The sequence below is a fragment of the Bacteroidota bacterium genome, from assembly GCA_018816945.1.
Classification (GTDB): Bacteria; Bacteroidota; Bacteroidia; order Bacteroidales.
The window spans coordinates 153741-179986 of sequence record JAHIVC010000099.1; the positions used below are offsets into that span (position 1 = coordinate 153741).

At 35.2% G+C, this 26246-nt stretch carries 29 protein-coding genes; 13 read left to right on the plus strand and 16 right to left on the minus strand.

The window, feature by feature from the left end:
• Positions 1-16 precede the first annotated feature (16 nt).
• Both KKG99_14960 and KKG99_14965 read right to left on the minus strand, forming a co-directional pair.
• Complete coding sequence (locus KKG99_14960; GenBank protein ID MBU1014297.1) at positions 17-1402, minus strand: iron-sulfur cluster-binding protein; 1386 nt, start codon at positions 1400-1402, stop codon at positions 17-19.
• A gap of 1 nt (position 1403) precedes the next feature.
• Positions 1404-1853, minus strand: coding sequence for an RpiB/LacA/LacB family sugar-phosphate isomerase (locus KKG99_14965; GenBank protein ID MBU1014298.1), 450 nt, complete (start codon positions 1851-1853; stop codon positions 1404-1406).
• A gap of 598 nt (positions 1854-2451) precedes the next feature.
• On the opposite strand from KKG99_14965, the gene nadA reads away from it, so the two are divergent.
• From nadA to KKG99_14990, 5 genes are all read left to right on the plus strand, one after another.
• On the plus strand, positions 2452-3387 hold the full coding sequence (gene nadA / locus KKG99_14970; protein MBU1014299.1) for a quinolinate synthase NadA: 936 nt from the start codon (positions 2452-2454) through the stop codon (positions 3385-3387).
• Between the two features lie 45 nt (positions 3388-3432).
• Positions 3433-3972, plus strand: coding sequence for a hypothetical protein (locus tag KKG99_14975; protein ID MBU1014300.1), 540 nt, complete (start codon positions 3433-3435; stop codon positions 3970-3972).
• Positions 3973-4014: 42 nt separating this feature from the next.
• Positions 4015-4596: a hypothetical protein gene (locus tag KKG99_14980; protein MBU1014301.1), complete on the plus strand. Its 582-nt coding sequence runs from the start codon at positions 4015-4017 to the stop codon at positions 4594-4596.
• A 68-nt stretch (positions 4597-4664) separates the two neighbouring features.
• Positions 4665-5216, plus strand: a complete 552-nt coding sequence (locus KKG99_14985) for a PepSY-associated TM helix domain-containing protein (protein ID MBU1014302.1) — start codon at positions 4665-4667, stop codon at positions 5214-5216.
• Positions 5217-5227: 11 nt separating this feature from the next.
• Positions 5228-5425: a hypothetical protein gene (locus KKG99_14990; protein ID MBU1014303.1), complete on the plus strand. Its 198-nt coding sequence runs from the start codon at positions 5228-5230 to the stop codon at positions 5423-5425.
• 182 nt (positions 5426-5607) lie between these two features.
• Here the strand turns inward: KKG99_14990 and KKG99_14995 are convergent, their stop codons facing one another.
• The gene (locus KKG99_14995) at positions 5608-6609 is read right to left on the minus strand and encodes an ornithine carbamoyltransferase (protein MBU1014304.1); all 1002 of its coding nucleotides are present in this window, start codon (positions 6607-6609) and stop codon (positions 5608-5610) included.
• A gap of 380 nt (positions 6610-6989) precedes the next feature.
• On the opposite strand from KKG99_14995, the gene KKG99_15000 reads away from it, so the two are divergent.
• Positions 6990-7559 (plus strand): DUF3109 family protein, encoded by a 570-nt coding sequence (locus KKG99_15000; protein ID MBU1014305.1) that lies wholly within the window; start codon positions 6990-6992, stop codon positions 7557-7559.
• 108 nt (positions 7560-7667) lie between these two features.
• Here KKG99_15000 and KKG99_15005 read toward each other — a convergent pair whose 3' ends face one another.
• The 8 genes from KKG99_15005 to atpB all read right to left on the minus strand — a co-directional run bounded on the left by KKG99_15005 (position 7668) and on the right by atpB (position 14452).
• Positions 7668-8408 (minus strand): NigD-like N-terminal domain-containing protein, encoded by a 741-nt coding sequence (locus tag KKG99_15005; GenBank protein MBU1014306.1) that lies wholly within the window; start codon positions 8406-8408, stop codon positions 7668-7670.
• A 322-nt stretch (positions 8409-8730) separates the two neighbouring features.
• Positions 8731-9246, minus strand: a complete 516-nt coding sequence (locus tag KKG99_15010; protein MBU1014307.1) for a ferritin — start codon at positions 9244-9246, stop codon at positions 8731-8733.
• A gap of 139 nt (positions 9247-9385) precedes the next feature.
• Positions 9386-10270 carry an ATP synthase F1 subunit gamma gene (gene atpG, locus KKG99_15015; protein MBU1014308.1) on the minus strand — a complete coding sequence of 295 codons (885 nt, stop codon included), beginning with the start codon at positions 10268-10270 and terminating at the stop codon, positions 9386-9388.
• Between the two features lie 22 nt (positions 10271-10292).
• Positions 10293-11879, minus strand: coding sequence for a F0F1 ATP synthase subunit alpha (gene atpA / locus KKG99_15020; GenBank protein MBU1014309.1), 1587 nt, complete (start codon positions 11877-11879; stop codon positions 10293-10295).
• A 14-nt stretch (positions 11880-11893) separates the two neighbouring features.
• Positions 11894-12451 (minus strand): ATP synthase F1 subunit delta, encoded by a 558-nt coding sequence (gene atpH, locus KKG99_15025; GenBank protein ID MBU1014310.1) that lies wholly within the window; start codon positions 12449-12451, stop codon positions 11894-11896.
• A gap of 20 nt (positions 12452-12471) precedes the next feature.
• Positions 12472-12966 (minus strand): F0F1 ATP synthase subunit B, encoded by a 495-nt coding sequence (gene atpF, locus KKG99_15030; GenBank protein ID MBU1014311.1) that lies wholly within the window; start codon positions 12964-12966, stop codon positions 12472-12474.
• A gap of 75 nt (positions 12967-13041) precedes the next feature.
• Positions 13042-13308 (minus strand): ATP synthase F0 subunit C, encoded by a 267-nt coding sequence (atpE, locus tag KKG99_15035; protein ID MBU1014312.1) that lies wholly within the window; start codon positions 13306-13308, stop codon positions 13042-13044.
• Positions 13309-13351: 43 nt separating this feature from the next.
• Entirely contained in the window at positions 13352-14452 is a 1101-nt protein-coding gene (gene atpB / locus KKG99_15040) for a F0F1 ATP synthase subunit A (GenBank protein MBU1014313.1), read from the minus strand.
• 216 nt (positions 14453-14668) lie between these two features.
• Here atpB and KKG99_15045 point away from each other — a divergent pair, with 216 nt between their 5' ends.
• The 3 genes from KKG99_15045 (at position 14669) to KKG99_15055 (ending at position 15965) form a co-directional block, all read left to right on the plus strand.
• The gene (locus KKG99_15045; protein ID MBU1014314.1) at positions 14669-15169 is read left to right on the plus strand and encodes a nuclear transport factor 2 family protein; all 501 of its coding nucleotides are present in this window, start codon (positions 14669-14671) and stop codon (positions 15167-15169) included.
• Positions 15170-15255: 86 nt separating this feature from the next.
• Positions 15256-15492, plus strand: a complete 237-nt coding sequence (locus KKG99_15050) for a CDGSH iron-sulfur domain-containing protein (GenBank protein MBU1014315.1) — start codon at positions 15256-15258, stop codon at positions 15490-15492.
• A gap of 50 nt (positions 15493-15542) precedes the next feature.
• On the plus strand, positions 15543-15965 hold the full coding sequence (locus KKG99_15055; protein ID MBU1014316.1) for a GNAT family N-acetyltransferase: 423 nt from the start codon (positions 15543-15545) through the stop codon (positions 15963-15965).
• 16 nt (positions 15966-15981) lie between these two features.
• On the opposite strand, the gene KKG99_15060 is transcribed toward KKG99_15055, so the two are convergent.
• A complete protein-coding gene (locus tag KKG99_15060) occupies positions 15982-16824 on the minus strand; it encodes a histidinol-phosphatase (protein MBU1014317.1) in 843 nt (280 codons plus the stop codon).
• A gap of 191 nt (positions 16825-17015) precedes the next feature.
• Positions 17016-18269 carry a U32 family peptidase gene (locus tag KKG99_15065; GenBank protein MBU1014318.1) on the minus strand — a complete coding sequence of 418 codons (1254 nt, stop codon included), beginning with the start codon at positions 18267-18269 and terminating at the stop codon, positions 17016-17018.
• Between the two features lie 163 nt (positions 18270-18432).
• Here KKG99_15065 and KKG99_15070 point away from each other — a divergent pair, with 163 nt between their 5' ends.
• The 3 genes from KKG99_15070 (at position 18433) to KKG99_15080 (ending at position 21640) form a co-directional block, all read left to right on the plus strand.
• Entirely contained in the window at positions 18433-20466 is a 2034-nt protein-coding gene (locus KKG99_15070) for a M3 family metallopeptidase (protein MBU1014319.1), read from the plus strand.
• A gap of 131 nt (positions 20467-20597) precedes the next feature.
• A complete protein-coding gene (locus KKG99_15075; protein ID MBU1014320.1) occupies positions 20598-21215 on the plus strand; it encodes a DUF3575 domain-containing protein in 618 nt (205 codons plus the stop codon).
• Positions 21216-21409: 194 nt separating this feature from the next.
• Complete coding sequence (locus KKG99_15080) at positions 21410-21640, plus strand: hypothetical protein (protein ID MBU1014321.1); 231 nt, start codon at positions 21410-21412, stop codon at positions 21638-21640.
• On the opposite strand, the gene aspS is transcribed toward KKG99_15080, so the two are convergent.
• From aspS to KKG99_15095, 3 genes are all read right to left on the minus strand, one after another.
• Positions 21637-23385, minus strand: coding sequence for an aspartate--tRNA ligase (gene aspS / locus KKG99_15085; GenBank protein MBU1014322.1), 1749 nt, complete (start codon positions 23383-23385; stop codon positions 21637-21639). The two genes, KKG99_15080 and aspS, sit on opposite strands and share 4 nt — an antisense overlap.
• Before the next feature lie 450 nt (positions 23386-23835).
• On the minus strand, positions 23836-24525 hold the full coding sequence (locus tag KKG99_15090; GenBank protein MBU1014323.1) for a hypothetical protein: 690 nt from the start codon (positions 24523-24525) through the stop codon (positions 23836-23838).
• Positions 24503-25507, minus strand: coding sequence for a radical SAM protein (locus KKG99_15095; protein ID MBU1014324.1), 1005 nt, complete (start codon positions 25505-25507; stop codon positions 24503-24505). The genes KKG99_15090 and KKG99_15095 overlap by 23 nt, the downstream gene beginning before the upstream one ends.
• A 102-nt stretch (positions 25508-25609) precedes the next feature.
• Between KKG99_15095 and KKG99_15100 the strand changes: the two genes are divergently transcribed.
• Positions 25610-26242, plus strand: coding sequence for a hypothetical protein (locus tag KKG99_15100; GenBank protein MBU1014325.1), 633 nt, complete (start codon positions 25610-25612; stop codon positions 26240-26242).
• The last annotated feature ends 4 nt before the right edge of the window (positions 26243-26246 follow it).

The window sequence follows — 26246 nt, forward strand, 5'->3', positions numbered from 1 at the left end:
ATGTATCGGCTTTTTTTTATTCTGTTTCGTGGTCCTTTGATTCTTTCCACATTTTATTGAATGATTTTTCTTTAATTTTAGGTAATTCGCGATGCGTACCCCATGTCTTTTTAAAGAAATTTTTAATAAATAAGTTTTTTCTATTTCCGCTAAACATATCCATCCGCTTACGGGTTGACATGGTTCTTTTCCAAACTTTGATAAAAAACTTATCCTTACCACTGTAAAATTTACTTTTTACAGAGTCATTTCTATTTACCAATAATAATTCGTGAAGCGGTATTTTTACCGGACAAACTTCTGTACATTTTCCACATAATGAAGAAGCAAAACTTTGATGTTTGTATTCTTCCATATCAAGTAAAAAAGGATTGCTCACAGCTCCAATAGGGCCGCTATAAGTTGTATTATAAGTATGGCCCCCAATATTCTTATACACAGGGCAGGCATTTAAACAAGCACCACATTTAATACACGACAATGCCCTTCGCTGACGATCCTGGGCCAATAAATTTGTTCGGTTATTATCGAGTAAAATGACGTACATTTTTTTGGGGCCATCAACTTCACCTGTTTTACGAGGCCCGGTTACAATTGAATTATAAACTGAAATGTTTTGTCCGGTACCATGTGTTGATAATAATGGCCAAAACAAATCCAAATCTGTAAAACGAGGTATAAATTTTTCAATTCCTGCAATTACAATATGTATTTTAGGAAAAGACATAGTCATCATTCCGTTACCTTCATTTTCGGTCAGAGCAATTCCGCCAATATCAGGTATTAAAAAATTTGCACCGCTCACGCCAAGGTCGGCTTCAATAAACTTTTCCTTTAATAAATTCCTTACAAAAGCCGTTAATTCCTCAGGGCTTGAATTCAAATCAGTATTAAATTTTTCATTGAAAAGTTGGGCAATATCTTCCTTCGATTTATGCATCGCAGGTGTTACAATATGGTATGGCTTTTCACCGGCAAGCTGAACAATATATTCTCCTAAGTCAGTTTCAAGTGCATTTATTTTTTTCTTTTCAAGGGCTTCATTCAAATCAATTTCTTCGGTAGTCATTGATTTGGTTTTCACAACAGTTTTAATCTTGTTTTCTTTAACAATATCCAGAATTTCTTTAAGTGCTTCTTTTTTATCCTGTGCCCAAATTACCTTCCCTCCATTGGCCGTAAATTTATCTTCAAACTGAATTAAATATTTATCCAGATCGTTGATTACTTTATATTTTAAGAACCCGGCACGGTTTTTTGCTTTTTCAATGTTTTTATATTGATTTTTTCCATTACTAACAGCAAAATCATACTTTGAAATATTGAAATTAATCTTTCTTCTGTGTTCCAGATCGAAAGCTTTAATTCCTGATTCTTTAATAAAAAGATTATATGCGTCCAATTTAATTTGTTTTTGAAATTTTTTCTACCCTGATAAGATGTCGTCCTCCTTCAAAGTCGGTTGTAAGAAATTTAATCACCATTTCAAGTGCTAATTTTTCCTCAACAAAACGACCTGGTATAGAAATGATATTAGCGTTGTTATGCTGTCGAATTAAACTTGCCTGCTCTACTGTCCAGCATAAACCTGCTCTTACGTTTGCATATTTATTAGCGGTCATTTGAGCACCGTTTCCACTACCACATAATATAATACCTAACCTAAATTCTCCGGCATTAATTGATTTAGCAAGTGGATGAATCATATCAGGATAATCCACACTATAATTTGAGTACGTACCCATATCCTTTATATTATAACCCGCTTCTATTAATTTCTTTTTTAAATATTCTTTCATTTCAAATCCACCATGATCTGAAGCAATAGGTATCGTACTTGTCTTATTTATCATTGTTAATAACAATTATCTACAAATGTACTTAAAAAATCAGGCATGAATATTATTAGCTTCATAATTAGCCTATTAATTAATTGATAAATTTAGTTTGATTTTCTACTATTCTAATTTTCAATTTGATGTCATTTATGAACAAAAAAAAGTTCATTTCTATGGTTTGTTGTTATTAAATAACTAACAAAAAACCAGTAATTAACAATTCAAAAATCAAATCATATAAAACTAACAGATATGGTAAAATTTTGAAAATTTATTATACTATTATCAACCTAAAATATTACTAAAATTAAACTCATTTTATTAACAATATTAAAAATTAACAACTGTTAATATCTATTATAAGTTTTTATTTATCAATTAACTGAATTAAACATACATCATTATAATATGTTAATTAAACTGTAAAAATATATTTGTCAAGTTATAGTTAAAAAACTTTTTAGTCTTATTAACAAATCTATATAATTACCATAAAAATTATTTTAAAATTTATATAATATATTATAAAGACTTATAAATATAAAACACTGTTCATTAAAAAATATATTTTTGCATTGTTATGAAACGATCATGTTCGATTAAGTAAAAAAAAATGAAATTAATTGAAGAAATAAATAGGTTAAAAGAAGAAAAAAATGCGATAATTTTGGCTCATTATTATCAAATTCCGGAAATACAAGATATCGCCGATTTTGTGGGTGATAGTCTTGGCCTTGCACAAAAAGCAACAACAACTGATGCAAAGTTAATTGTTTTTGCCGGAGTACATTTTATGGCAGAAACAGCAAAAATATTAAATCCATACACAAAAGTTGTTTTACCCGATTTAAATGCCGGATGTTCTTTAGCTGATTCTTGTCCACCAGGGGATTTTGAATTTTTTAAAAAAAAATATCCTGAGCATATGGTAATTTCTTATATAAATTGTTCAGCTGAAATAAAAACAATGTCCGACATAATTTGCACATCGGGCAACGCGGTTCAAATTGTAAATTCGTTACCAAAAGATCAAAAAATTATTTTTGCACCGGATAAAAATTTAGGAGGATATATTAACAATATTTCGGGTAGAAAGATGATATTATGGAATGGTACCTGTGAGGTACATGATATTTTATCTACCGAAGCTATTATTAATTTGAAAATTCAACATCCGGATGCTAAATTAATTGCTCATCCTGAATGTAAAGGTCAGGTCTTGGCATTGGCCGATTTTATTGGTTCTACAAATGCTATGCTTAATTTTACAAAATCAGACACAAATAAAAAGTATATTGTAGCAACAGAAAGTGGCATTTTACATCAAATGCAGAAAGATTCGCCTGATAAAGAATTTATTATTGTGCCAACAGATGAAACCTGCTCTTGTAATAATTGCCCTTATATGAAGTTAAATACAATGGAAAAACTGTATTTATGTTTAAAAAATGAAAAACCAGAAATATTATTATCAGAAGAACTTATTAATAAAGCAAAGTTACCTATTTTAAAAATGCTGGATATATCTAAGAAACTGAACATTATTTAATAATATTCGTACTAAAGATTTTATATAAATCAATCATTGGAAAAGATGAAAAAGTATTTTATAAACTTTGTGTCTATAGGTGTAATTGTTTTTTTATTTACTTCATGTTCGAATAAAATATATTTTACCAATGAAATGAGAATTAAACTGGATGAGTATGATCTTGAAATTGGTAAAGTGCAATTTTATAATTCGAATAAAATAGTTTTTAAGAGAGTATTACCTTATGATTCGGCCGCTATAGCAAATGGTGCCATTAAATTTGAAAATGGAAAATTGATTAACAGTATTATAATTAAAAAAAACACACCCGGCACTTGCGAATTTGTTGAAGACGGTTTGTTAAATATGACTTTTGAAGACGGGGATAATAAATATCTTATTTTTAAAACCGGTTTTAATGGCAAATATTATGAGTTGCTTGTAAATCGGGATTTAAAAAATTTTGGCCAAATAGTTTATGATAACGAGAATTATACGATTCAACGGGGAAGTGAAAAAGCCAAATTGCTGGTTAAAAAAGATCAGGATTATATTTTAAGAGCTCAACAAAGAGTAGTAAAAGGAAAAAAAGTAGCAAAATAATAGTTCTAAATATTACATAAAACAATTAACAAAGGAGGAGTAATGATTAAGAAGTTTATGATTGTATTTTTTATATCAGCATTATTTGTTTCATGCGCAAATCAAACACAAAAGGCAGAAAGCGAAACCGATGAGCTTGCTGCGATAACAGAATTACATGTAGATGATTTTGATATTATGGCCGCTGATTTAGTGGGCAAGGAAATTGCATTAACCGGAACGGTTAATCATGTTTGTGAACATGGAGGTAAAAAAATGTTTTTAGTTGAAGAAAGATCTGAAGCTTCAGTAAAAATTACACCCGATGAATCAATGGCTGCATTTAATACAAATTTGGTTGGAAGTGTTATAAAAGTTGAGGGCACAATTGAGGAATTTATTATTGACGAAGAATATTTGTTAAAATGGGAAAGCGAATTGAAGTCGGCTAACGCTGAAGGTGCCGGTGACGGACATGGAGTTGGCAAGGGTGAAGCCGCAGATATGGGAGAGCATGTTGCTGCTGCCGAAAGCATCGCTAACTACAGAAAACAAATAGCAGAAAACGAAAAAGGTTATTTGGCTTTCTATTCAATTGTTTGTAAAAATTATGAAATGATTAAAGCTAAAGAAAAAGAAGAATAAAAAATGGTTATTCCTAAAGCCGGAAAATCTTCCGGCTTTTTATTTTAAATTACGTTAAGTTTTTGAATATGAATTTTAATTGGAGAAAATGGAATCGGGTGATTCACCGGGATTTTGGCTATTTCTTTTTTGGAATGACCATTATTTATTGCCTGTCGGGGATAGCAATTAATCACATGCGCGATTGGAACCCTAATTATGTAATTATAACGAAAGAAATTCAAGTTGAGCCAAGCGAAAATATAGATAAGACCTTTATAAAAAATATATTGGCTGAGAATGAAATTGAAAATGATTACTTAAACCATTATTTTCCTTCAAAAAGCAATTTAAAAGTTTTTTTAAAAGACGGAACCCTTTATGTTGATTTAGAAACCGGAAAAGGGTTGTTTGAAAACATAAAACGCAGGATGTTTTTTAAGCCCATGAATTATCTGCATTATAATCCCATTAAATATTGGACCTGGTATTCGGATATTTTTTCCGGAGCGCTCATACTTATTGCCATTACCGGATTATTTATTGTGAGAGGACCTAAGGGAATAACCCGACGAGGCGCCTGGATGACCATTCTTGGAATTTTGATCCCGGTTGTTTATTTGCTTATTTTTTATTTCTAAAGAAACCCGTAATGAATGAATTAATTTTCATTGTTATATTTATCCTTTGGTATATTGGCTCTTTAATTGTTTCTGAAAATATTTCTAAAGATAGTAAGTTGGGAACAGAATGGGTATTTTTTATCAGTATGCTTTTTAGTCCGATTGTAGGAATATTGATAAAATTAATATTCATCAAATATTACCGAAGCATTAATAGTTTATCATAATTGAATGGATTAAATTTTTCATTGAAATTTTGATTGTTTTTCGTGTTTAGGTAGAATGATAATTTGAACATAAATGCACTTGGTTTTTACGGCACATCGACTACGCTCTATGTCCGTAAAAACCAAGTGCCCATTGTATGTCAATCAAATGACAACCGTATTACAATTGTAAATCCAATGTTTTAACTCCCCAACGTGGCAACCATCACCGCTTTAATGGTGTGCAATCGGTTTTCTGCTTCATCAAATACAATCGAACGTTCTGATTCGAAAACATCGTCGGTTACTTCCATACCATCAACGCCGAATTTTTGATAAATTTCTTCACCAACGGTAGTTTCACGATTGTGGAATGCCGGTAAACAATGCAGAAATTTTACATTTGGATTACCTGTTTTTTCAATCATTTGTTTATTAACCTGGTAAGGAATCATCGATTTAATGCGTTCTGCCCAAACTTCATCGGGTTCACCCATTGATACCCAAACATCGGTATAAATAAAATCAACACCTTTAACCGCTTCATTAACATTTTCGGTAATGGTTATTTTTGCTCCGGTTTCTTTTGCGATTTCGAGGCATTGTTTTACCAAATCTTCGGCAGGATGGCAAGATTTTGGGGCAGCGGCCCTGAAATCCATTCCCATTTTTGCAGCACCAACCATCAACGAATTTCCCATGTTGTTTTTGGCATCGCCAACATAACAAAATGAAATTTGAGATAGTGGCTTGTCAGAATGCTCCATCATCGTTAAGAAATCAGCTAAAATTTGGGTTGGGTGAAATTCGTTCGTTAATCCGTTCCAAACAGGTACACCTGCATATTTTCCCAATTCTTCAACAATTTCCTGACCATAGCCCCTATATTCGATTCCATCATACATTCTCCCAAGTACGCGGGCCGTATCTTTCATGCTTTCTTTTTTCCCGATCTGTGAACCGGAAGGCCCCAAATAAGTAACTTTCGCACCCTGATCATAAGCAGCTACTTCAAAAGCACAGCGGGTGCGGGTTGAAGCTTTTTCAAATATCAATGCGATATTCTTACCTTTTAACCGCTCTACTTCAGTTCCTGCATATTTCGCTTTTTTCAAATCGGCTGAAAGGTCGAGTAAAAACTTAATTTCCTTTGGTGTGAAATCCAATAATTTCAAAAAATTTCGGTTCCTTAAATTGAAAGCCATGTTGTCCTCCTGTGGTTTTAATTGTTAATTATTCTTCTGTTAATTTATCGTGCAAAGTTAGATAATTTGATGATGTGCTAATTTGAAAATTTGAAAATTAGTTTATTAGTAAGCTGGGATGGTTTCCCAACGAAGTTGCTAATTTGAAAACCTGCTTGCAGCAAGCAAGTGTGCTAATTTGAAAATTTGAAAATGGAATGCCGCATCTAATTTCTTTGTCATTTCGAACGAAGAGAGAAATCTCAGAATAAAAAATTTGAAAATGTAAAGTTTTTTCGTGTTAAGGTGGATTAGGAACAGAAAAATATATGAATTTAAAAATTCGTTAATCGGGACGCCATCCCAATTCACCAATCAACCAATTTACTTACTTTTGCCAAATGATACTTATTGATGATACCATTATATCGGACGACCTGATTCTGGTTAAGTTTTGTTGTAACCTGGCAGCCTGCAAAGGTGGGTGTTGTGTTGAAGGAGATGCAGGTGCGCCGCTTGAAGAAGAAGAAATTTCCATCATTGAAGATTATATCGACCATATCAAACCATACATGGTTGAAAAGGGACGTGAAGTAGTTGAAGCTAACGGAATTTTCGATTATGATGCCGAAGGTAATTTTGTTACCCCTTTGGTAAACGATCGTGAATGCGCGTTTGTTTATTTCAATAATAATATTTCCTATTGCGCCATTGAAAAGGCCTGGTCCGAAAAAAAGATTGATTTCCAGAAACCGATTTCCTGTCATTTATATCCCGTCAGAATTAATCGGTTAAATGACCTGACGGCCGTAAATTACCATCATTGGTCGATTTGCAATCCTGCCCTTAAAAAGGGCAGGGATATTGGATTACCTCTTTATATATTTTTAAAAGATCCTTTGATCAGGAAATTTGGTGAGGAATGGTTCCGGAAATTAGAGAAAGAAGCTATAAACGTGAGTTCTTTATAAGACGTTAGACGTTAGATATTAGACGTAAGACGTTAGAATTTTAACACTTTTTATAGCTAACAGCCAATAGCTAATAGCCAATAGCTAATAGCCAATAGCTTTAGATTCCTATTTCAAATATCCGAACAACAGACTATGATTGTTATTTTTTGGCAAAACGGCAATTCCTTTTGTCGATTTTAAAGGATCATTAAAAATGTAAGTACCTTCCCATTCTAATGAAGTTTCATGATATTCTTTAACTCTTACCACAAACTGAACTGAATCCAGATTGGTTTCCTTTAGGCTTTCCAAATTGAAAGAAACAACTCCGTTCATTAAATAATTTGAATAATCGGAATGCGAATTGTGCCTGAATTCAAGAATCAATCTTCCATTTGCAGTATGGGTATTTTCATATAATTTTACAAGGTTTATCAGATGAATTTTATAGGCACCATAATAGCTAAAAATAAAATTTATATAATTATTGGAAATCCAAATATTTTCCTTGTTCATATAAACAGGGTCGTTCCCAATGCTATCATTAATGTTCGCAGTAAGCTGTATAATATTTTTGGTCAATATTCTATCGATATCGTAGAGGTCGACCTCATAATTATTCGCGTCCACGGTTTTTGTAATGGAATATTTAACAAAAATACGATCCCCATTCTTATAATCATTATTTACAATTACTTTATTGGGAACCAATTTTTGTCCTCCATCCAGTATAATCACAAATTCATCCGCAGAAGCAATTAATTTCTCGATCGTTCCAATACCTGACCATTGTGGAAATTTATCATTTTTATTACATGCAGGTAAAATAAATAAGATTATTACGACTGCTAAAACTAATTTTTTCATTTCAATATTTTTTTATTTATAAATTTTAAAAACGTATAACAATATGATGTATAAAAGTGTCGAAGCGTTGCGTATGCTATACAATTTTAGTTTAAAAATTAGATTCTTCACGCGTTCTTATTTAAACGCTTTTAGCCATTAGCAATTGGCCTTCTGGAAAGGCTAAAAGCTAAAAGCCAACAACCAACAGCTTTAATTTTAGGTAGATTAAAACAGTAATATTATCCAAAATATATCATAAACCTCAATTAGAGCCCCACTTACTAAAAAAGCCGACCCGTAAAATTCGAGCTGGCTTAAAAATTGTAAAAAGAACGAAATCTTAAACTGCAGTTGGCGCAGGTCGGGCGGCTGCCATTGCCTCAAGTTCTTTATCAATATGAAAATATCCGGCCTTATCATTGCCTACCAATCGAATTTTATCCAAAATATTACTCATGGTACTTTCTTCTTCAATTTGCTCATTGATGAACCATTGCAGGAAACTTCCTGAAGTATAATCTTTTTCGTTTAGGGTGACTTCATAAACTTCGTTTATGGAAGCTGTAATAAATTCTTCGTGCTTCATCACTTGTTCAAAGATATCAGAGATATTTTTATACTCAAATGGAGGTTGTTCCATCGACATCATTTTGGCATGTCCGCCCCTGTCATTTAAATAATGAACAAATTTGAGCATGTGAAGGCGCTCCTCTTCTGCCTGTGCATATAAAAAGTCGGCTGCCCCTTTAAACCCGTTTACCTCGCACCAAGAGGCCATTTGCAAATATAATCTGGAAGAATATTCCTCTTTTTTTATTTGTTCGTTTACTGCTTTTTCAACATTATTTTTAATCATGGCTATCGTTTTTTATAGATTAACTGATAACAAATTTACGAAAAAACGACGATGATAAGTAATATCACCGAAAAGCTTTAAAAAGAAAAGAGGCATGAATTAAATAAATCCTGGCCTCTTTTTACAAAATTAAATATTTTTAGCCTTTTAATGCTTCTGCTCCGCTTACAATTTCGAGTATTTCATTCGTAATTGAAGCTTGTCGTGCTTTGTTATATTTTAATTTCAAATCTTTTAATAATTCGATTGCGTTATCGGTAGCTTTATGCATAGCGGTCATCCGGGCTCCATGTTCTGAAGCATAAGAATCCAATAAGGCTTTATAAAATTGAATTTTCAAAGATTTAGGGATTAACTCCTTTACGACCGTTTCCTTATCCGGCTCAAAAATATAATCGGTAGCCAAATCTTTTACCTTATTTTCTGTATCAGAAGCTACAATAGGTAAAAATTGCTCGGTAGATAACTGATAAACGGCAGCATTTTTAAACTGGTTGTACACCAAAATAATTTTATCGTAATTTTTTGCTGCAAAATCTGCCATCATATTTTTTGCAATGGCCACAACATTTTCGAAACTTAAATCCGTGAACAAATCGATTTCTTTACCAACAACATTATACGTGCTATTGTTATAAAAATCAACTATTTTTTTGCCGAAACAATGCACGAAAACATTTCCTTCGTCAAATTGTTTTTTATAATCTGTTTGGATTATTCTGTTTGCTTCTTTTATAACATTGGCATTAAAAGCCCCGCACAATCCACGGTTTGAAGCAATAACCACAAACAATATTTTTTGAATGGGTCTTACCTGAGAATAAACATCATCATCGCTGTTCTCAATGCTTTTACTCAGGTTCTGAAGAATTTCGTTTAATTTCAGGGCATAGGGCCTCAATTTAAGAATTGCATTCTGCGCCCTTCTCAATTTTGAAGCAGATACCATTTTCATGGCACTGGTAATTTGCTTGGTTGAATTAACCGATTCTATTCTTGTTCGAACTTCCTTTAAACTTGGCATCTACCTTAACGATTTTATTGAATTATTTTTTCTCGTATTTGTGCGAAATTTCAGCAGCAACTTTTTCTAAAACCCCGATATCTTCATCCAACAATTTACCTGCTTTTAAATTGTCGAGCACCTCCTGATGTTTTGTTTCGAGAAAATGTAAAAATTCGGTCTCAAAATCAATTACACTTTTAACCGGAACTTTCTTCAATAATCCTTTGGTCCCACAATAGATGATAGCAACTTGCTTTTCAACGGCTAATGGTGAATATTGGGGTTGTTTCAGAATTTGGACATTTCGTTGTCCTTTTTCCAAAACAGCCATTGTACTTGCATCCAATTCAGATCCAAATTTTGCAAAAGCCTCTAGTTCGCGGTATTGCGCCTGATCAAGTTTGAGCGTACCCGCAATTTTTTTCATCGATTTAATCTGGGCATTTCCACCTACTCGCGATACGGAAATCCCGACATTAATAGCCGGTCGGATACCCGCGTTAAATAAGTTTGTTTCCAGAAAAATCTGCCCATCGGTAATTGAAATAACATTGGTTGGGATATATGCAGATACGTCACCTGCTTGTGTTTCGATAATCGGAAGCGCGGTTAACGAACCTCCACCTTTTACAATACCTTTAAGACTTTCTGGCAAATCGTTCATTTGCTTTGCCACTTCATCCGAATTGATGATTTTAGCAGCCCGCTCGAGTAATCTTGAGTGTAAATAAAATACATCTCCGGGATAAGCTTCCCGTCCGGGAGGTCTTCTTAACAATAATGAAACTTCACGATAAGCCACCGCTTGTTTTGAAAGGTCGTCATAAATTACGAGTGCCGGTCGGCCGGTATCCCTGAAATACTCGCCAATGGCAGCACCGGTAAACGGGGCATAAAATTGCATGGCTGCCGGATCGGATGCAGTAGCGGATACAATTACGGTATAAGGCAATGCACCATGATCGTCAAGGGTTTTATAAATATTGGCCACCGTTGAACCTTTTTGACCAATTGCAACATAAATACAGTAAACAGGTTCGCCTTTTTCGTAGAACTCTTTTTGATTGATGATGGTATCAATGCCAATAGCTGTTTTCCCTGTTTGACGGTCGCCAATGATCAATTCACGCTGCCCTCTTCCAATTGGAATCATCGCATCAATTGCCTTGATTCCTGTTTGCAATGGTTCGTTTACGGGTTGTCGGTAGATTACGCCCGGAGCTTTTCTTTCCAACGGCATATTATAAAGCTTTCCTTTAATCTCACCCTTACCGTCAATTGGTTTACCAAGCGTATTAATTACCCTGCCCAACATACCTTCTCCAACGTCGATGGAAGCGATTTTTCCGGTTCGTTTTACTTTGTCGCCTTCGTTAATATCCCTTGTTTCACCCAATAAAACAGCTCCTACATTATCTTCTTCCAGATTAAGAACGATACCTCTTAGGCCCCCTTTTTCAAATTCAATCAACTCCCCGGATCCAACATTATTTAATCCATAAATGCGAGCGATCCCATCGCCAATTTGCAGTACGGTACCAACTTCTTCCAATTCTGCTTCACTTTTAAATCCAGCGAGTTGCTGACGTAAAATAGCGGATACTTCTGCAGGTTTAATTTCGGCCATATTATTTTTCTTTATTAAAATCCTCGAATGTATAGATTGGTGCCAAACTCTTTTCTCAATTCTTTAATTTGTTTTCGAATACTTGCATCGTACTGAAAATCTTTAAAAGAAAGGACGAATCCACCGATCATTTCTTTTTTTATTTCTTCTATTAATTCAATTTCACCCTGGGTTTGTTCCTTAAGCAATGCAATCACGTTTTCCTTTACGTTCGGATCAAGATGCACAGCCGTAGTAAGCTTGGCAGTGGTGATATTTTTAAATTCTTTATACTGCTCAATAAACTGTGTGGCAATACCTTCAATTAATGGTTCCCTCTTCTTTCGGGTGATAATTAAAAGAAAGTGATAAGACATTTTTTGAATATGATTCTTAAAGATTTCAGTAATAATTGATTCCTTTTTTTTTGTAAAAATAATCGGACTATTTAGCATCAACCTGAAATCCCTGTTTTGCTTGCAAACGGAAATAACTAATCGCATATCATCCTTAACCTGTTCCAGAACATTTTGTTCCAGGGCAAAGTCAAACAATGCTTTGGCGTATCTGCTTGCTAACTTAATTTCTTTCATTTATATAAATTTGATGCTGATTAATTAAAATTAATCTCATCCATTAATTTTTTAACATAATCCTTCTGCTTTTTGCCATCCGAAAGCTCTTCCCTCAGGATTTTTTCAGCAATTTCAATCGATAAAGTAGCCAGTTGGTTTTTTAAATCGGTAATGGCAGCCATTTTTTCGTTTTGGATGTTTTCCTTGGCACTTTCAACGATGCGATTGGCCTCTTCATTTGCCCTCAATTTTGATTTTTCAATGATTGAGTCTCGAACTTTTCTGGCATCATTTAAAATTGCATCTCGCTCTTCTTTTGCATCACTCAATAATTTTTCATTATCAAAATGCAAGGTTTTCATTTCCTCACGTGCTTTATTGGCCTCATTTAATGCTTCATCAATGGTATTTTCCCTTTCTTTAAGAGATTTCATGATGGGTTTCCATGCAAATTTGCCGAGTATGAATAAAACAATACCGAAAGACAAGGTCATCCAAAAAATCAGACCAATTCCGGGAGTTACTAATTCCATAGTATTATTTTTAAAATTAATTTAAAACTTCTGCACCTCAACCAACCGTTGAGGTGCAGAAGTAATTTTTGTTGTCTATAAGAAAACGATCAATAGACAAACAACAATAGCAAAGAAAGCTGCACCTTCGATCAAAGCCGCAGACACGATCATGTTTGATCGGATATCATCCGCAGCTTCGGGTTGACGAGCAATGGATTCAACAGCAGCACGACCAATTTGGCCAATACCCATAGCGGCAGCAATTGCTGCAATACTTGCTCCGATACCTGCTGCCATTTTTGCAAATGGTGCATATACAGAAACTTCATTTACTACTTGTAATAATGTTGGTAATTCCATGATTTTATTTATTTAATTGTGATTGATAATTTTTGTTTAACTATTAATGACGCTCTTCTGTTGCCATTCCAAAATAAAGTGCCGATAGCAAGGTAAATACGTATGCTTGTATGAAGGCAACCAAAAACTCAAGCAGTCCGATGAAAATTACAAATGCAACTGTAAAAATTGAAACGCCATATCCAAGGGCAACGTTCATATTTCCGAAAATGAAAATCAAACTAATGAATCCAAATACGATAATATGGCCAGCCGTAATGTTGGCGAAAAGCCTAACCATGAGCACAAATGGCTTTGTAAAAACACCAAGAAGTTCAACTACTGGCATCAAAGGTACCGGAAATTTAAGCCACCAAGGCACTCCCGGTGTGTTTACAATATGCGTCCAGTAGTGTTTATTTGCGCTAAAAGTGGTAATTAAAAATGTAAATAAGGCCAATACCCCTGTAACGGCAATATTACCTGTAACATTTGCCCCTCCCGGGAAAAATGGAATTAATCCCAGAACATTGTTAATTAAAATAAAGAAGAATATGGTCAATAAAAAAGGCACGTATTTCTCATAATTTTTCCCGATCGAAGCTTTTGCAACATCATCTCGGATAAAAAGAATAAGAGGTTCAACAAAAGACTGGAGGCCCTTAGGTGCTTTTCCGACTCGTTTTTTATAGGAATTTGCTACAGAAATAAAAATGAAGCAAATGATAAGCAGACTGATAAAAATAGCCGTTACATTTTTTGTGATTGAAAAATCTAATGGGGTCTGTTGTTCGGCATGTTCGTCGTGGTTGACTTTAATAATTTTGCCTTTGTTTTTGCCTGTATGTGCTATTTCGAATCCTTTATAACTGGCATGGCCATGTTCAAATTTGGCTGATGAAAAAATATAAAAATTACCCTCATCAATTAAAATAACAGGCAATGGAATTGCGATGGTATGTTCTCCATAATCCAAAATGTGCCAACTGTAAGAATCAATAATATGCTCGATGATGGCCTCGCCTGCATTGTATTCTTTTTTTATACTTTCGTGTTGTATCGATTCTGTTTCGGTTGCCTGAAGGCTTAAACCTGCAACCATTAAAAGGGAAAGAATAATACTCCTAATCAATTTTGATTCCTTGAATCTATATCTGTCGACCATCTATAAAACACTCCATTTCTAGTAGCGTGCAATTTTACGAATAATTCACGAAATACTAATGGTTTTTTAATTTATTTTATCAGATTACTAATGAATTATGAGTGCCTTGATCTAAAAGTTGCTAATAAATATGCTCAATACAAATAAAGGAATTGATTTGGTCCGAAATATTCGTATATTTAGAAATGACTTTATGTTTCACCAATAAGAAAAACAATGAAAAAGCCAATTTTATTCCTGATTCTCTTTACAATGCTGATGAGCTGCAAAGAGAAGGAAACAGAATCCATCGATTTTAAGGCTGAAATCCTTAGTGTGGAATCCGTTTTGCAACAATATGTGCTGGCAAATGAAACCCAGGATTTTGAATTAATAGAAAAAATTTGGGCTCCCAGTGAAAATATTGTAATGATTGGAACAGATTCGGATGAAAGATTAGTGGGTTGGAAAATGATAGAAAAAGCCATAAAACAACAATTTAGTGAGTTTCAGGAAACCAAAATTACCGTAAGTAATCAATTGATCAGGATAAATGAAACAGCTAATTCTGCCTGGTTTAGCGAACTTCTGGCTTATAACTTCATTTATAAAGATGGGGCTAAAAGATTCAATGGTATGCGATTTACAGGTGTTTTGGAAAAAATTAATGATCGATGGTTGTTGGTACAGGGCCATTTATCGATCCCTGCCGAAGTTGAGATGAATGAAGTTTACTAAAATTTCATGCATCTTTGCATTTTGATAGAACCTGAATTTTTAAGGATTCTTTACTTTTTATTTTAATAATTTCATAAAACTAAACAATGTCAAAACCAAATATAGCAGCTAAATTCCCAAAAGCAATTGAAATGGAACCGGGCGACTATTATTGGTGCGCCTGTGGAAAAAGTGCCAATCAACCATTTTGCGACGGATCACATAAAGGATCAGAATTCAGTCCGAAACTGATTAAAATTGAAGAAAAAAAGACCATTTACTGGTGTATGTGCAAACAAACCAAAAATCCACCTTTTTGCGATGGAACGCATAAAATTCTTTAAATGCAATATTCCTTTTTCTTTCATTTTTTTGATTAAATGGTTTTATTTTCATGAAAATTTTACGTTTTACTTTTGAGAACAAAAAGTTACTTGATCAAGCTTTTTTATTACGTACAAAAGTGTTCATTGAAGAACAAAAGGTTGATTCAGCGCTGGAATTTGAAAATGAAGAAGAAGCCATCCATTATTTGCTTTTCGTTGGGAAAAAGGCTGTAGCTACAGGGAGGTGGAGGCAAACTCCGAACGGAATCAAACTTGAACGATTTGTCACTTTAAAAAATTACAGAGCCAAAGGATATGGGCTTATGCTTTTGCAGCACATTTTAACCGAAGTGATTCCATTAAACCAACCCATTTATTTACATGCTCAAATCTCGGCTCTTGGTTTTTATAAAAGAAATGGATTTTCCGAATCGGGTAAGCCATTCGATGAAGCTGGTATTGCGCATTATTTGATGTTTTTTAGGCCTTAAAAAAATCAACTCTTTTTTAAACAAGTGGTATTTCAACCCACTCTTTATCGAAATTCATCACCTTATTAAAACCCAAATTTTTTAAATCTGAAATCGTTTCGGAGATGAACAACAAAAGTTCTTTTGGATTGTGAGCATCCGAACTGATGGTAATTGGAATATGGAGTGATTTTATTTTTTTCAGGACTTCAACACCGGGAAAAAGAGAATCGCTTCTTTTTTTATATAAGCCCCTTGTGTTTACCTCAACGATACATCCTTTTGATTTTATCAAGTCGAGGGTCTGATCAATTTCTTGCTGATACCAACCTTCATCTTCAGTAAAAAATCGATTTTGATTGTGCATCTTTACCTTATCCAGATGCCCGATAATGTCCGGGTTTTGGGTAAGAATCATTTGGTTAATCTGATTATAATATGCTTTTACCGCCAACCGGATATCTCCATGATAATTTTTTTGTAACCCTTCATCGTAAGGAATGGCACTGCCCCCATCGGTAAACCAAAATTGTTCGGTATTTTGATTACCGACCAAATGCACTGATCCGATGGTGTAATCCAATTGATATTTTTTAGTGAGAATTTCAAAATCTTCGGTTACACCCGGGATATAATCAAACTCTAAAGACTTTAGAACTTTAATTTGTCCTTGGTATTTTTTCTTTAGACGCCCAATTTCATCAATATATTCGGAAAGTTTTTCAGCTGGGATTGCATATTTATTTTCAAAAGGCATGGGTGCATGTCCCGAAAAACCAAGAGTTGATAAATTCAAATCTATCGCTGCTTTTACATAGGCTTCAGGGGCGTCTGATCCATCACAAAAATGAGTGTGGGTATGCAAGTTAAAAAATCTCATAACCTCATGATTAATTAAATACGCATTGTTGTCTTTATTAAATTCTATTATTTTATTAAAGGCTCTTAGCGGTTAGCTTTTAGTTATTGGAAAGAACCAGTAGCCAACAGCGAACAGCATGTCAATATTGGTAATCGAACTTCTTATAATCAATTACCAAAATTCTAATCCTAAATTTTTTTTGGAATATTTCAAGCTTCAAATTCAACATCAATTACTTTATAAACCTTATCCATTCTGCGAACAAGTGATTTTACGGGAATGGAACAAAGCTCTCCTTTTATTGTTTTTTGTTTTTTGTTTTCATCTACCCTGATTTCCGATAATTTATCCTCATAAACTCCGGTTGTCGGACCAATGATCATGATATCATCCTCCAGATTTAAGTCGTGGCTTTCCATTTTAATTTCTGCTACGCCGATATTTGAGAAATAATTGGTTACCATGCCAACATAAACTTTTCTTTTTGTGGCCTGCGACCCGTATCTTTCAGTCCATTCACCTGTTTTACGACCCAAATAATAGCCATCCCAAAAACCACGATTGTAAACAGAACCAAGTTTTTGGTTCCATCGGCCAATATTTTCTTTGGTATAATTTCCATCGAAATAAGCCTGAGCCGCTTCTTTATAACATTCAACAACCGTTTTAACATATTCGGGCGAACGCCCCCTGCCTTCCAATTTTAAAACCTTTACACCTGCACCTAAAATCAAATCCAAAAATTCGATGGTGTTCAAATCTTTGGGCGACATGATGTACTCATTGTCAACCTCCAGCTCAATTCCACCATCTTTATCCATCACTTTGTAAGGCCTGCGACAAATTTGTAAACAAGCTCCCCTGTTTGCCGATGAATTCAAATTATCAAGGCTTAAATAACACTTGCCCGATACGGCCATACACAATGCTCCATGAGCAAAAATTTCAATTTGGATCAGGTTTCCCGAAGGGCCACAAATATTTTGTTTACTGATCGCTTCGGTAATGGCTTTTACTTGTTTAAGGTTTAATTCCCTAGCAGTAACCATCACATCCGCGTATTGGGCATAATATTTAACCGCTTCGATATTGGTAATATTGGTTTGTGTCGACATGTGGATTTCCATTCCAACTGATTTGGAGTATTGAATCACACTTTGATCGGATGCGATGATAGCAGAAATCCCGTTCAATTTCGCGGCATCCACAATACTTTTCATCAGCATCAGCTCCTCGTCATAAATGACCGTATTCAGCGTAATGTAGGTCCGCACATTTTCCTTCTTGCAAATGGACGCGATATTTGCCAAATCATCGAGGGTAAAATTATTGGATGATTTGGAGCGCATGTTTAATTGTTCCACCCCGAAATAAACCGAGTCCGTTCCGGCCTGCAGAGCAGCAGATAATGATTCGTAAGAACCAACAGGGGCCATTATTTCAACTTGTGCAGCATTCATCATTATTATTTTTTGCAAAAGTACGAGTTTAATAACAATTCATTCATGCTCAAATTTAATATGTTAATTTTGCACTCCAAGCTAAGGTTGAAGTACTGTAAAGAATGCATGGTTTTTTAATCTTAGTAATATTTTTTACCTTAAATCTTGTTAAACAAAACATAAAATGAATATAAATCCTTTATTAACAAATTGGAACTTTCCCCATCAAACAGCTCCATTTAATGAAATCAAAGTGGAACATTACTTGCCTGCAATAGAAATTAGTATTCGGGATGCAAAAAAGGAAATTGATGCCATTATTACAAATTCAGAAAAGCCAACTTTTCAAAATACGCTTGAAGCTTTAGAACTAGCGGGAGCTAAATTGAGTGAAATCGCCAGTTTGCTTTACAATCAAAATTCCGCTGAAACTTGTGATGAATTGCAGGCGGTGGCAAGAGATGCCTCTCCAAAACTGACCGAATATTCAAATTATATTTCACTGAATGAACAACTTTTCAAGAAGATAAAAACGGTTTACGATGAAAGGGAAAATCTGACCCTCACCCCTGAACAAATCTATTTGCTTGAACATACTTACAAAAATTTCGTTCGCAGAGGAGCTGCTTTAACAGGTAACGACAAAAAAAAATATGCTGAAATCAGTACCGAACTGGCCAAATTATCGCTCAAATTCGGAGAAAATGTTTTGGCCGAAACCAATGCTTTTTCACTTTTAGTAACAGATGAAAAAAATTTATCGGGATTACCGGAGGGAGTTATTGAAGCAGCCGCTCAATTGGCTAAATCGAAAGAGAAAGAAGGCTGGATGTTCAACCTTCAATTCCCCAGTTATTACCCTTTTTTACAATTTGCAGACAATCGCAAACTGCGCGAAGAAATTTATCGTGCTTCGGGTAGTCGTGCATTTAAAAATAATGAATTTAACAATGAAGAAATTATAAAACAAATCGTTTCTTTGCGTTTGGAAATGGCAAAATTGCTAGGTTTTGTGAATTATGCTCAATATGTTTTGGAAGAACGAATGGCGCAAACCCCCGAAAAAGTAAATGATTTTATTCAGGATTTGCACAAATACTCCCGACCGGTTGCCGATAAAGAATATGCAGAAGTTGAAAAACTTGCGCGAAAAGAAGGCTTTCACGATGCTGTTGAAAGATGGGACTGGGCTTATTATACCGAAAAATTAAAAGCCGAAAAATATGGTTTTAATGAAGAAGAGGTAAAGCCTTATTTTCAGCTTGAAAAAGTTCAGGATGGCGTTTTTGAATTGGCTAAACGATTGTATGGCCTGAGTTTTAAAGAAAATAGGGCCGTTCAGGTTTACCATCAGGATGTGAGTGCTTATGAGGTTTATGATGAAGACGGTTCGTTTTTATCCGTTCTGTATCTCGATTTCTTTCCCAGAGAAGGCAAAAGACACGGGGCTTGGAGCAGCGATTACCGTCCACAAAGCAATGTGAATGGAAACCCTATCAGGCCGATTATTACCGTGGTTTGTAATTTTACCAAGCCTACCAAAAGCAAACCATCTTTGCTGAATTTCAGGGAAGTTGAAACTTTTTTGCATGAATTCGGTCACGCGCTGCATGGAATGCTATCAAACACAAGCTATCCAAGCTTATCGGGCACCAATGTTTTTTGGGACTTTGTGGAGCTTCCTTCACAAATGATGGAAAACTGGGCCTCCCAAAAAGAATGGCTCGATTTATTTGCCGTGCACTATAAAACAGGTGAGAAAATACCTGACGACCTCATCCAAAAACTGATCAAATCCAAAAACTTTTTGGCCGGTTATGCAAGCGATCGACAAATAAGCCTTGGAATGACCGATATGGCCTGGCATACAATTACCGAACCTGTAAATGCCAAGGTTTACGACTTTGAAAAAAATGCGATGAGTGATACTGAACTATTTCCAAAAATTGAAGAAACCTGCACAAGTACTGCTTTTTCGCATATTTTTGGTGGGGGTTATGCAGCCGGATATTACAGTTACAAATGGGCCGAAGTGCTGGATGCCGATGCCTTTGCTGCATTTAAAGAAAAGGGAATTTTTGACAAGGCAACCGCAACCTCTTTTCGTAAAAACATTTTGGAAAAAGGTGGAACCCAACACCCCATGGAATTGTATATTAATTTCCGTGGACACGAGCCAATGGTTGATGCCTTATTGGAGCGGAGTGGGTTGAAGTGAGCAGGCACATCGAGTGATAGGAAGTCATACGGTAGACATACGATAGACATACAGTAGTATTACAATTGTTGAAAATACTAAATAAAACTAATCTATCTTTAGCACATCTTCAAATCAATTAATAAAACAAAATGAAACATGTAAAAACACCATTAAAAATTATAGCAATCTTAATTTTCAGCACACTTTTTTGCTGCAAATTAATTGCTCAGGAAAAAAAAGAGTCCGGTTCAAAAACCAGAGAATTTAAACATGCATTAAATATATGTCCCATTGCCCCGGCTTTCGGGATTTATGCGTTGAACTACGAATATTTATTCAGCCCTAAAAATGGGATTCTAGCTCGTCTTGAATACGAGGACGTTCCTAAAGCTTATACTGATGCCAACATCGAATCCAGTGGAATGGCCTATTCACTCAATTACCGTAGGCATTTTTCCGGTCAAATGGAATCATTATTTTTGGGTGCTTATGCCAGATTCAAAACCTACGAAGGCAATGGAGAAATCGATTCTGAAAAATTTGATTTTACTTTACCTTCTTTCACCATTGGTTTGAATGCCGGAAAAAGATGGGTTTGGAACAGTGGATTTAACATCACACTATCAGCCGGATATGGTTTATCTATCGACAAACGTAATACCACACCAAACAGTATTGCTATCAACTCTGCACTCGATCAACTTGAAAAGGAATATGATTTTATGTCGCCTCTTTATGGTGAGCTTTCAATCGGGTTCGCATTTTAACATTCGATAGACATGCAGTTGTAATACAATTGTTAAAAAATTTTGTTATTCCGGCAATAATAGGAATAAATAAGTCATATCGAGCTTCCGCCGCAGTGGCAGTGGTTCATACTCAGCAGAAGCGTAGTCTTTATTAAACACATTTAGTTTTTCTAGATATAATAAATTCATATCTTTGTAAAAACAAAGTAAAAATGCGTCACATCAATACTTCATACCTGTCAAACGACGAATGCTGGGGAATCCAGATTAACGGATTGCTGCATTGCCAAAACTGCAAATGGACCGGAATCAGTGCCTGCGAAGGAAAAAACATCGTAAAGACCCATCGGAATTCGAAAGGATATAAAATTGAAGACCTGGGTTTAAATATGAACGATTATGATCCGGCTTTTGATAAGTCAAAAATCAAATCAACAATTTAGTCTTTAATTAATTTCAGGCTTAATTCATCCAATTGCACCTGTGAAATCTGAGAAGGTGAATCAATCATCTGGTCGCGACCGGCATTGTTTTTCGGGAAAGCGATATAATCGCGAATGGAATCGGAACCACCAAACAAAGCAACCCAACGATCGAAACCAAAGGCTACCCCTCCGTGAGGCGGAGCTCCAAATTCAAAAGCATTCATTAAAAAGCCAAACTGTGCCTGCGCATCTTCATCGGTAAAACCGAGTATTTTGAACATTTTCTTTTGCAAATCTTTGTTGAAAATCCGGATGGAACCCCCTCCGATTTCAACCCCATTGATGACCATATCGTAAGCATTGGCCCTTACTTTTCCCGGATCGGTTGAAAGTAGTTCAATATCTTCTTTCTTTGGCGAAGTAAAGGGGTGGTGCATGGCGTGAAATCTGCCGCTTTCTTCGTTCCATTCCAATAATGGAAAATCGACCACCCAAAGTGGTTTAAAATTATTCGGGTCTTTTAAACCCAATTGATTAGCCATTTCAATTCGAAGTTCGCCCAATTGTTTTTGAACCCTTTCGGTTTCACCCGATAAAACCAGTAATAAATCACCTGCTTTGGCATTCATTTTTTCAGCCCATAACTTAAGTGCAGCCTCATCAAAAAACTTATCGACCGATGATTTGAAAGTGCCATCTTCATTGCATTTTACATAAACAAGACCTTTGGCACCTATTTGAGGTTTTTTAACAAAATCGGTCAAGGCATCCAGTTGTTTACGGGTATATTCAGCACATCCTTCAGCACAAATCCCAACCACCAATTCCGCATCGTCAAAAACCTGAAATCCTTTATTTTTTGCAACATCATTCAATTCTATAAATTTCATTTCGAAACGCAAATCGGGTTTGTCGATTCCGTAATTTTTCATGGCATCGGCATAGGTCATTCGTGGAAATTCGGCCACCTCAATACCTTTAATTTCCTTAAATAAATGACGGGCTAAACCTTCAAAAGTGTTCAAAATATCTTCCTGCTCTACAAATGCCATTTCGCAATCAATCTGGGTAAACTCAGGCTGGCGATCGGCGCGTAAATCTTCGTCCCTGAAACATTTTACCAACTGATAATACCGATCGTAACCGGCTACCATCAGTAATTGTTTAAAGGTTTGCGGTGATTGGGGCAAAGCATAAAACTGATTTTTATTCATTCGTGAAGGCACCACAAAATCGCGTGCTCCTTCGGGGGTAGATTTGATAAGGTAAGGGGTTTCAATTTCTAGAAATCGTTGCGAATCCATGTATTTTCGCGTTTCAATCGACATGCGATGGCGCAATTCTAAATTTCGTCGAAGCGGATTTCGTCGAAGGTCCAGATATCGATATTTCATGCGAAGTTCATCTCCTCCGTCCGATTCGTCTTCGATGGTGAATGGTGGGGTTTTCGACTCGTTTAAAATTTTGAAATCAGTAACGGCAACTTCAATTTCGCCGGTTAGCATTTTCAAATTTTTATTGCTTCGTTCCTCGACAATACCCATTGCCTGAATTACAAACTCACGTCCCAGTTTCCTGGCTTTCATGCATAACTCTTTATCCGTTTCAAGGTTAAAAACCAATTGGGTAATGCCATATCGATCCCTTAAATCAATGAAAGTCATTCCTCCCAAATCCCTTGATTTTTGAACCCATCCGCTTAATGTGGTTTTTTCGCCCACATTTTTCATGTTTAATTTTCCGCAAGTGTGTGTACGCAACATATGATTTTTCTTAATTTTTTATTAACACCAGTATAGCCTATTCAGCAGGACAAAACAATTAATAAATTGTCACATCGAGCCATCCGTTGAGCTTGTCGAAACGAGGCGAGATGTCTGAATGACAAAATGAAACAAGATTTTGAAATATTTCGACAAGCTCCTCAATTTGACTTAAATTCTCTGCGAAATTACAAAAAATACCAAGTTAAATTTATCGCAACAATTTGAGATTGTTAAATCTCGATAATAAAAACACAAACAGTCACATCGAGCGAAGTCGAGATGTTGAATATCAACACAGTTCCCGACATTTATCCGCCTTTGGCGGAAGCTCGAACTGACTGCTGAGTTAATGTCTTTTCAATCCCGATTTTCGGGAGAGAAATCTCTCACTCATAGAAAATTGAGATCTCTCAGTCGCTATGCTTCTTCGAGATGACAGATTAAGCTTTAAAGAAACAGTACGCTTCCTCCATCGAATAAGGGTCCATCATAAAATTCCACAACTTCATAACCCCAGGCATCTATTTGATCTCGTAATTGATCCCCCGCCGGATAATGGTTCACGCTTCCCAGTAAAAATAATTGATTGCCCAATATACCGGCACATCCCCCAATAAAACCATTTTTAAAACCGGGCAAAATAATTCCGTCAGGATTGGAATAAAAAACTTCAAGACTACGTTTTTTCAACGCCTTTTCTATTCCTTTATCAGAAGTTATAAATCGATCGTTTTTGAGCGCAATCAAATTACAACGGGTATAGGCTTGTTCAACATGAATTTGATCCAAACCCATCGCCAAATCCTTTACCGCAAAATCGGTATATTTTAAATTATGTATTAGAAATTGGGAGGTAGAAACGATATTATAGATGGATGATTCGGGATATTTTTGACCGACAGTTTGTTCACCAAGATGATAGGAGATTCCATGTTTTTTCAATTCATCCCTAAACTTTTGAGGAAGGTTAGGAGCCACAATTATGTCATTATTCAGAATGCTAAAAAAAATATCAGGATGGCCTGAAATGGCATCATAGGTTATTTTATCTGTTTCCAATTCAAGCAAATCTCCAAAATCAGACAGTTTTATTTTTGCTTCCTTCGGTATCTTTTTATCGATGATAATCAAGCTCATAATCTCTGTTTGCCAAGTTATTATTAATGCCAAATTTCACACTATTAAATTTTCTCGAAAGCATTTTTTTGTTGCTAGCATAATATCCTACGGCATAATTCAATTCCTTAGGATTTACCGTAATTGTGATTGAATCTGTTCCGGATTTAATGTCCGACAATTTTTTTCTCCAGATTTCGGTCAGTACCAATTCCCTAAAAGATGGATGAAACGGACCGGCTACTAAATCTGATCCATCAAGTAATCCTTCGGATGGATGCAACCCGATTCTTAAAACCTTCACTTCCGATTGTTCAAATATTTCATAAATATCTGCCGTCCAATCAACCGCTTCTTTCATTGTCAAAGGTTTATAGCTTCCCTGATGGTACATTTCTTCAAGCTTGGTGTTTTTAATCACGAGCGTTGGATAAATCCGTGTATTTTCAGCACCTGCTTCAATAATTTTCCTGGCAGTTAAAATTGCTTTTTGTTTTGTATCTCCGGGCAATCCGATCATCATCTGTAATCCTAAATTTATCTCATATTCACGAATTAGCTTTGCCGCATTTAAGGTATCGACAACGGTATGACCTCGTTTTGATTTTCTTAAAACCTCATCGTCCATTGATTGGGCACCCAGTTCAATTGTTCCTACCCTGTATTGTTTAAGCAATTGAAGCACCTCATGATTGATATAATCGGGTCGCGTTGAACATCGAATATTTTGGATCACACCCGAATCTAAATAAGCTTGTACCAATTTTAAATATTTCTCTTGTTCGGGTTTTGGGATTCCGGTAAAATTTCCACCAAAAAATCCGAGTTCAATATGAGCTTGTTTTGGGATTGTATTTAAATGTGCCAAGATGATTTGAATTACTTCATCCTCATTTGGAATACCTGATTTCCCTGAAATCTTTCGTTGATCGCAATACAAACACTGAAATGGACAAGCCAATTCGGGTATGAAAATTGGTATGGTATAATTTTTATTTGGCATATACCTTTTAGAAGATAAATTTTATCTATTTTTGATCAGTTTTGTTGGCGTTTTGTTACCTAACAAAATAAGGGTTTTATTCAACATCTAACACTAAATCACATGAGAAAACAAACTTTCAACACTGGTATTATTATTTTATCATTGTTTGCGCTTCTTTTCGCAGGAACCAGCTGTAAAAGTAAGCAAAAACTAGCCGCCGAGAAAGCCGCAATAGCTTATGCTCAAAAAGTAGATCAGGCTAAAAAAGATCTATTGGAAATCATCAATGATGATGGATCAATGACCATAGAACAAAAAGAAAATCGACTGAATGTCATTAAAGGGTTGAACCTTGATGATCAGGAAGTTCGGGATCTAATCATTAGAGCCGAAGATGTTTTAGCTAAACTTCGCAAAGAAAAAGAAACAAAAGTTGTGGTCGAAACGGAAGAGCAGAAACTAGCTTCGCTCAAAAATGCGGTCCTATCAAATTTCAGATCAGTTGCAAGTGCCGGTACACTGACAGTAGCAAACAATAATATTTCGAACGCATTAAAATTGTTTGCTTCTGAAGATATTCCTGTTTTAATTATTATCAGTCAGGAAAACGGCATGAAAGACTATGACCGTCCTACTACCATTATCAAATATCTTGAATATTTAAAAGATGTGAAGAACTTTGATGTTGGTATAGAAAGTATTGTTTTGGACAACAACAGAAAAATAACTGAAATTGAATTAATTAAAAAATAACGCG

Bases quoted from the DNA above. Each gene is read 5' to 3' on its own strand.
- KKG99_14965 (MBU1014298.1), bottom strand. From the start codon at position 1,853: ATGATAAATAAGACAAGTACGATACCTATTGCTTCAGATCATGGTGGA.
- nadA (MBU1014299.1), top strand. From the start codon at position 2,452: ATGAAATTAATTGAAGAAATAAATAGGTTAAAAGAAGAAAAAAATGCG.
- KKG99_14975 (MBU1014300.1), top strand. From the start codon at position 3,433: ATGAAAAAGTATTTTATAAACTTTGTGTCTATAGGTGTAATTGTTTTT.
- KKG99_14980 (MBU1014301.1), top strand. From the start codon at position 4,015: ATGATTAAGAAGTTTATGATTGTATTTTTTATATCAGCATTATTTGTT.
- KKG99_14985 (MBU1014302.1), top strand. From the start codon at position 4,665: ATGAATTTTAATTGGAGAAAATGGAATCGGGTGATTCACCGGGATTTT.
- KKG99_14990 (MBU1014303.1), top strand. From the start codon at position 5,228: ATGAATGAATTAATTTTCATTGTTATATTTATCCTTTGGTATATTGGC.
- KKG99_14995 (MBU1014304.1), bottom strand. From the start codon at position 6,609: ATGGCTTTCAATTTAAGGAACCGAAATTTTTTGAAATTATTGGATTTC.
- KKG99_15000 (MBU1014305.1), top strand. From the start codon at position 6,990: ATGATACTTATTGATGATACCATTATATCGGACGACCTGATTCTGGTT.
- KKG99_15005 (MBU1014306.1), bottom strand. From the start codon at position 8,408: ATGAAAAAATTAGTTTTAGCAGTCGTAATAATCTTATTTATTTTACCT.
- KKG99_15010 (MBU1014307.1), bottom strand. From the start codon at position 9,246: ATGATTAAAAATAATGTTGAAAAAGCAGTAAACGAACAAATAAAAAAA.
- atpG (MBU1014308.1), bottom strand. From the start codon at position 10,270: ATGCCAAGTTTAAAGGAAGTTCGAACAAGAATAGAATCGGTTAATTCA.
- atpA (MBU1014309.1), bottom strand. From the start codon at position 11,879: ATGGCCGAAATTAAACCTGCAGAAGTATCCGCTATTTTACGTCAGCAA.
- atpH (MBU1014310.1), bottom strand. From the start codon at position 12,451: ATGAAAGAAATTAAGTTAGCAAGCAGATACGCCAAAGCATTGTTTGAC.
- atpF (MBU1014311.1), bottom strand. From the start codon at position 12,966: ATGGAATTAGTAACTCCCGGAATTGGTCTGATTTTTTGGATGACCTTG.
- atpE (MBU1014312.1), bottom strand. From the start codon at position 13,308: ATGGAATTACCAACATTATTACAAGTAGTAAATGAAGTTTCTGTATAT.
- atpB (MBU1014313.1), bottom strand. From the start codon at position 14,452: ATGGTCGACAGATATAGATTCAAGGAATCAAAATTGATTAGGAGTATT.
- KKG99_15045 (MBU1014314.1), top strand. From the start codon at position 14,669: ATGAAAAAGCCAATTTTATTCCTGATTCTCTTTACAATGCTGATGAGC.
- KKG99_15050 (MBU1014315.1), top strand. From the start codon at position 15,256: ATGTCAAAACCAAATATAGCAGCTAAATTCCCAAAAGCAATTGAAATG.
- KKG99_15055 (MBU1014316.1), top strand. From the start codon at position 15,543: ATGAAAATTTTACGTTTTACTTTTGAGAACAAAAAGTTACTTGATCAA.
- KKG99_15060 (MBU1014317.1), bottom strand. From the start codon at position 16,824: ATGAGATTTTTTAACTTGCATACCCACACTCATTTTTGTGATGGATCA.
- KKG99_15065 (MBU1014318.1), bottom strand. From the start codon at position 18,269: ATGATGAATGCTGCACAAGTTGAAATAATGGCCCCTGTTGGTTCTTAC.
- KKG99_15070 (MBU1014319.1), top strand. From the start codon at position 18,433: ATGAATATAAATCCTTTATTAACAAATTGGAACTTTCCCCATCAAACA.
- KKG99_15075 (MBU1014320.1), top strand. From the start codon at position 20,598: ATGAAACATGTAAAAACACCATTAAAAATTATAGCAATCTTAATTTTC.
- KKG99_15080 (MBU1014321.1), top strand. From the start codon at position 21,410: ATGCGTCACATCAATACTTCATACCTGTCAAACGACGAATGCTGGGGA.
- aspS (MBU1014322.1), bottom strand. From the start codon at position 23,385: ATGTTGCGTACACACACTTGCGGAAAATTAAACATGAAAAATGTGGGC.
- KKG99_15090 (MBU1014323.1), bottom strand. From the start codon at position 24,525: ATGAGCTTGATTATCATCGATAAAAAGATACCGAAGGAAGCAAAAATA.
- KKG99_15095 (MBU1014324.1), bottom strand. From the start codon at position 25,507: ATGCCAAATAAAAATTATACCATACCAATTTTCATACCCGAATTGGCT.
- KKG99_15100 (MBU1014325.1), top strand. From the start codon at position 25,610: ATGAGAAAACAAACTTTCAACACTGGTATTATTATTTTATCATTGTTT.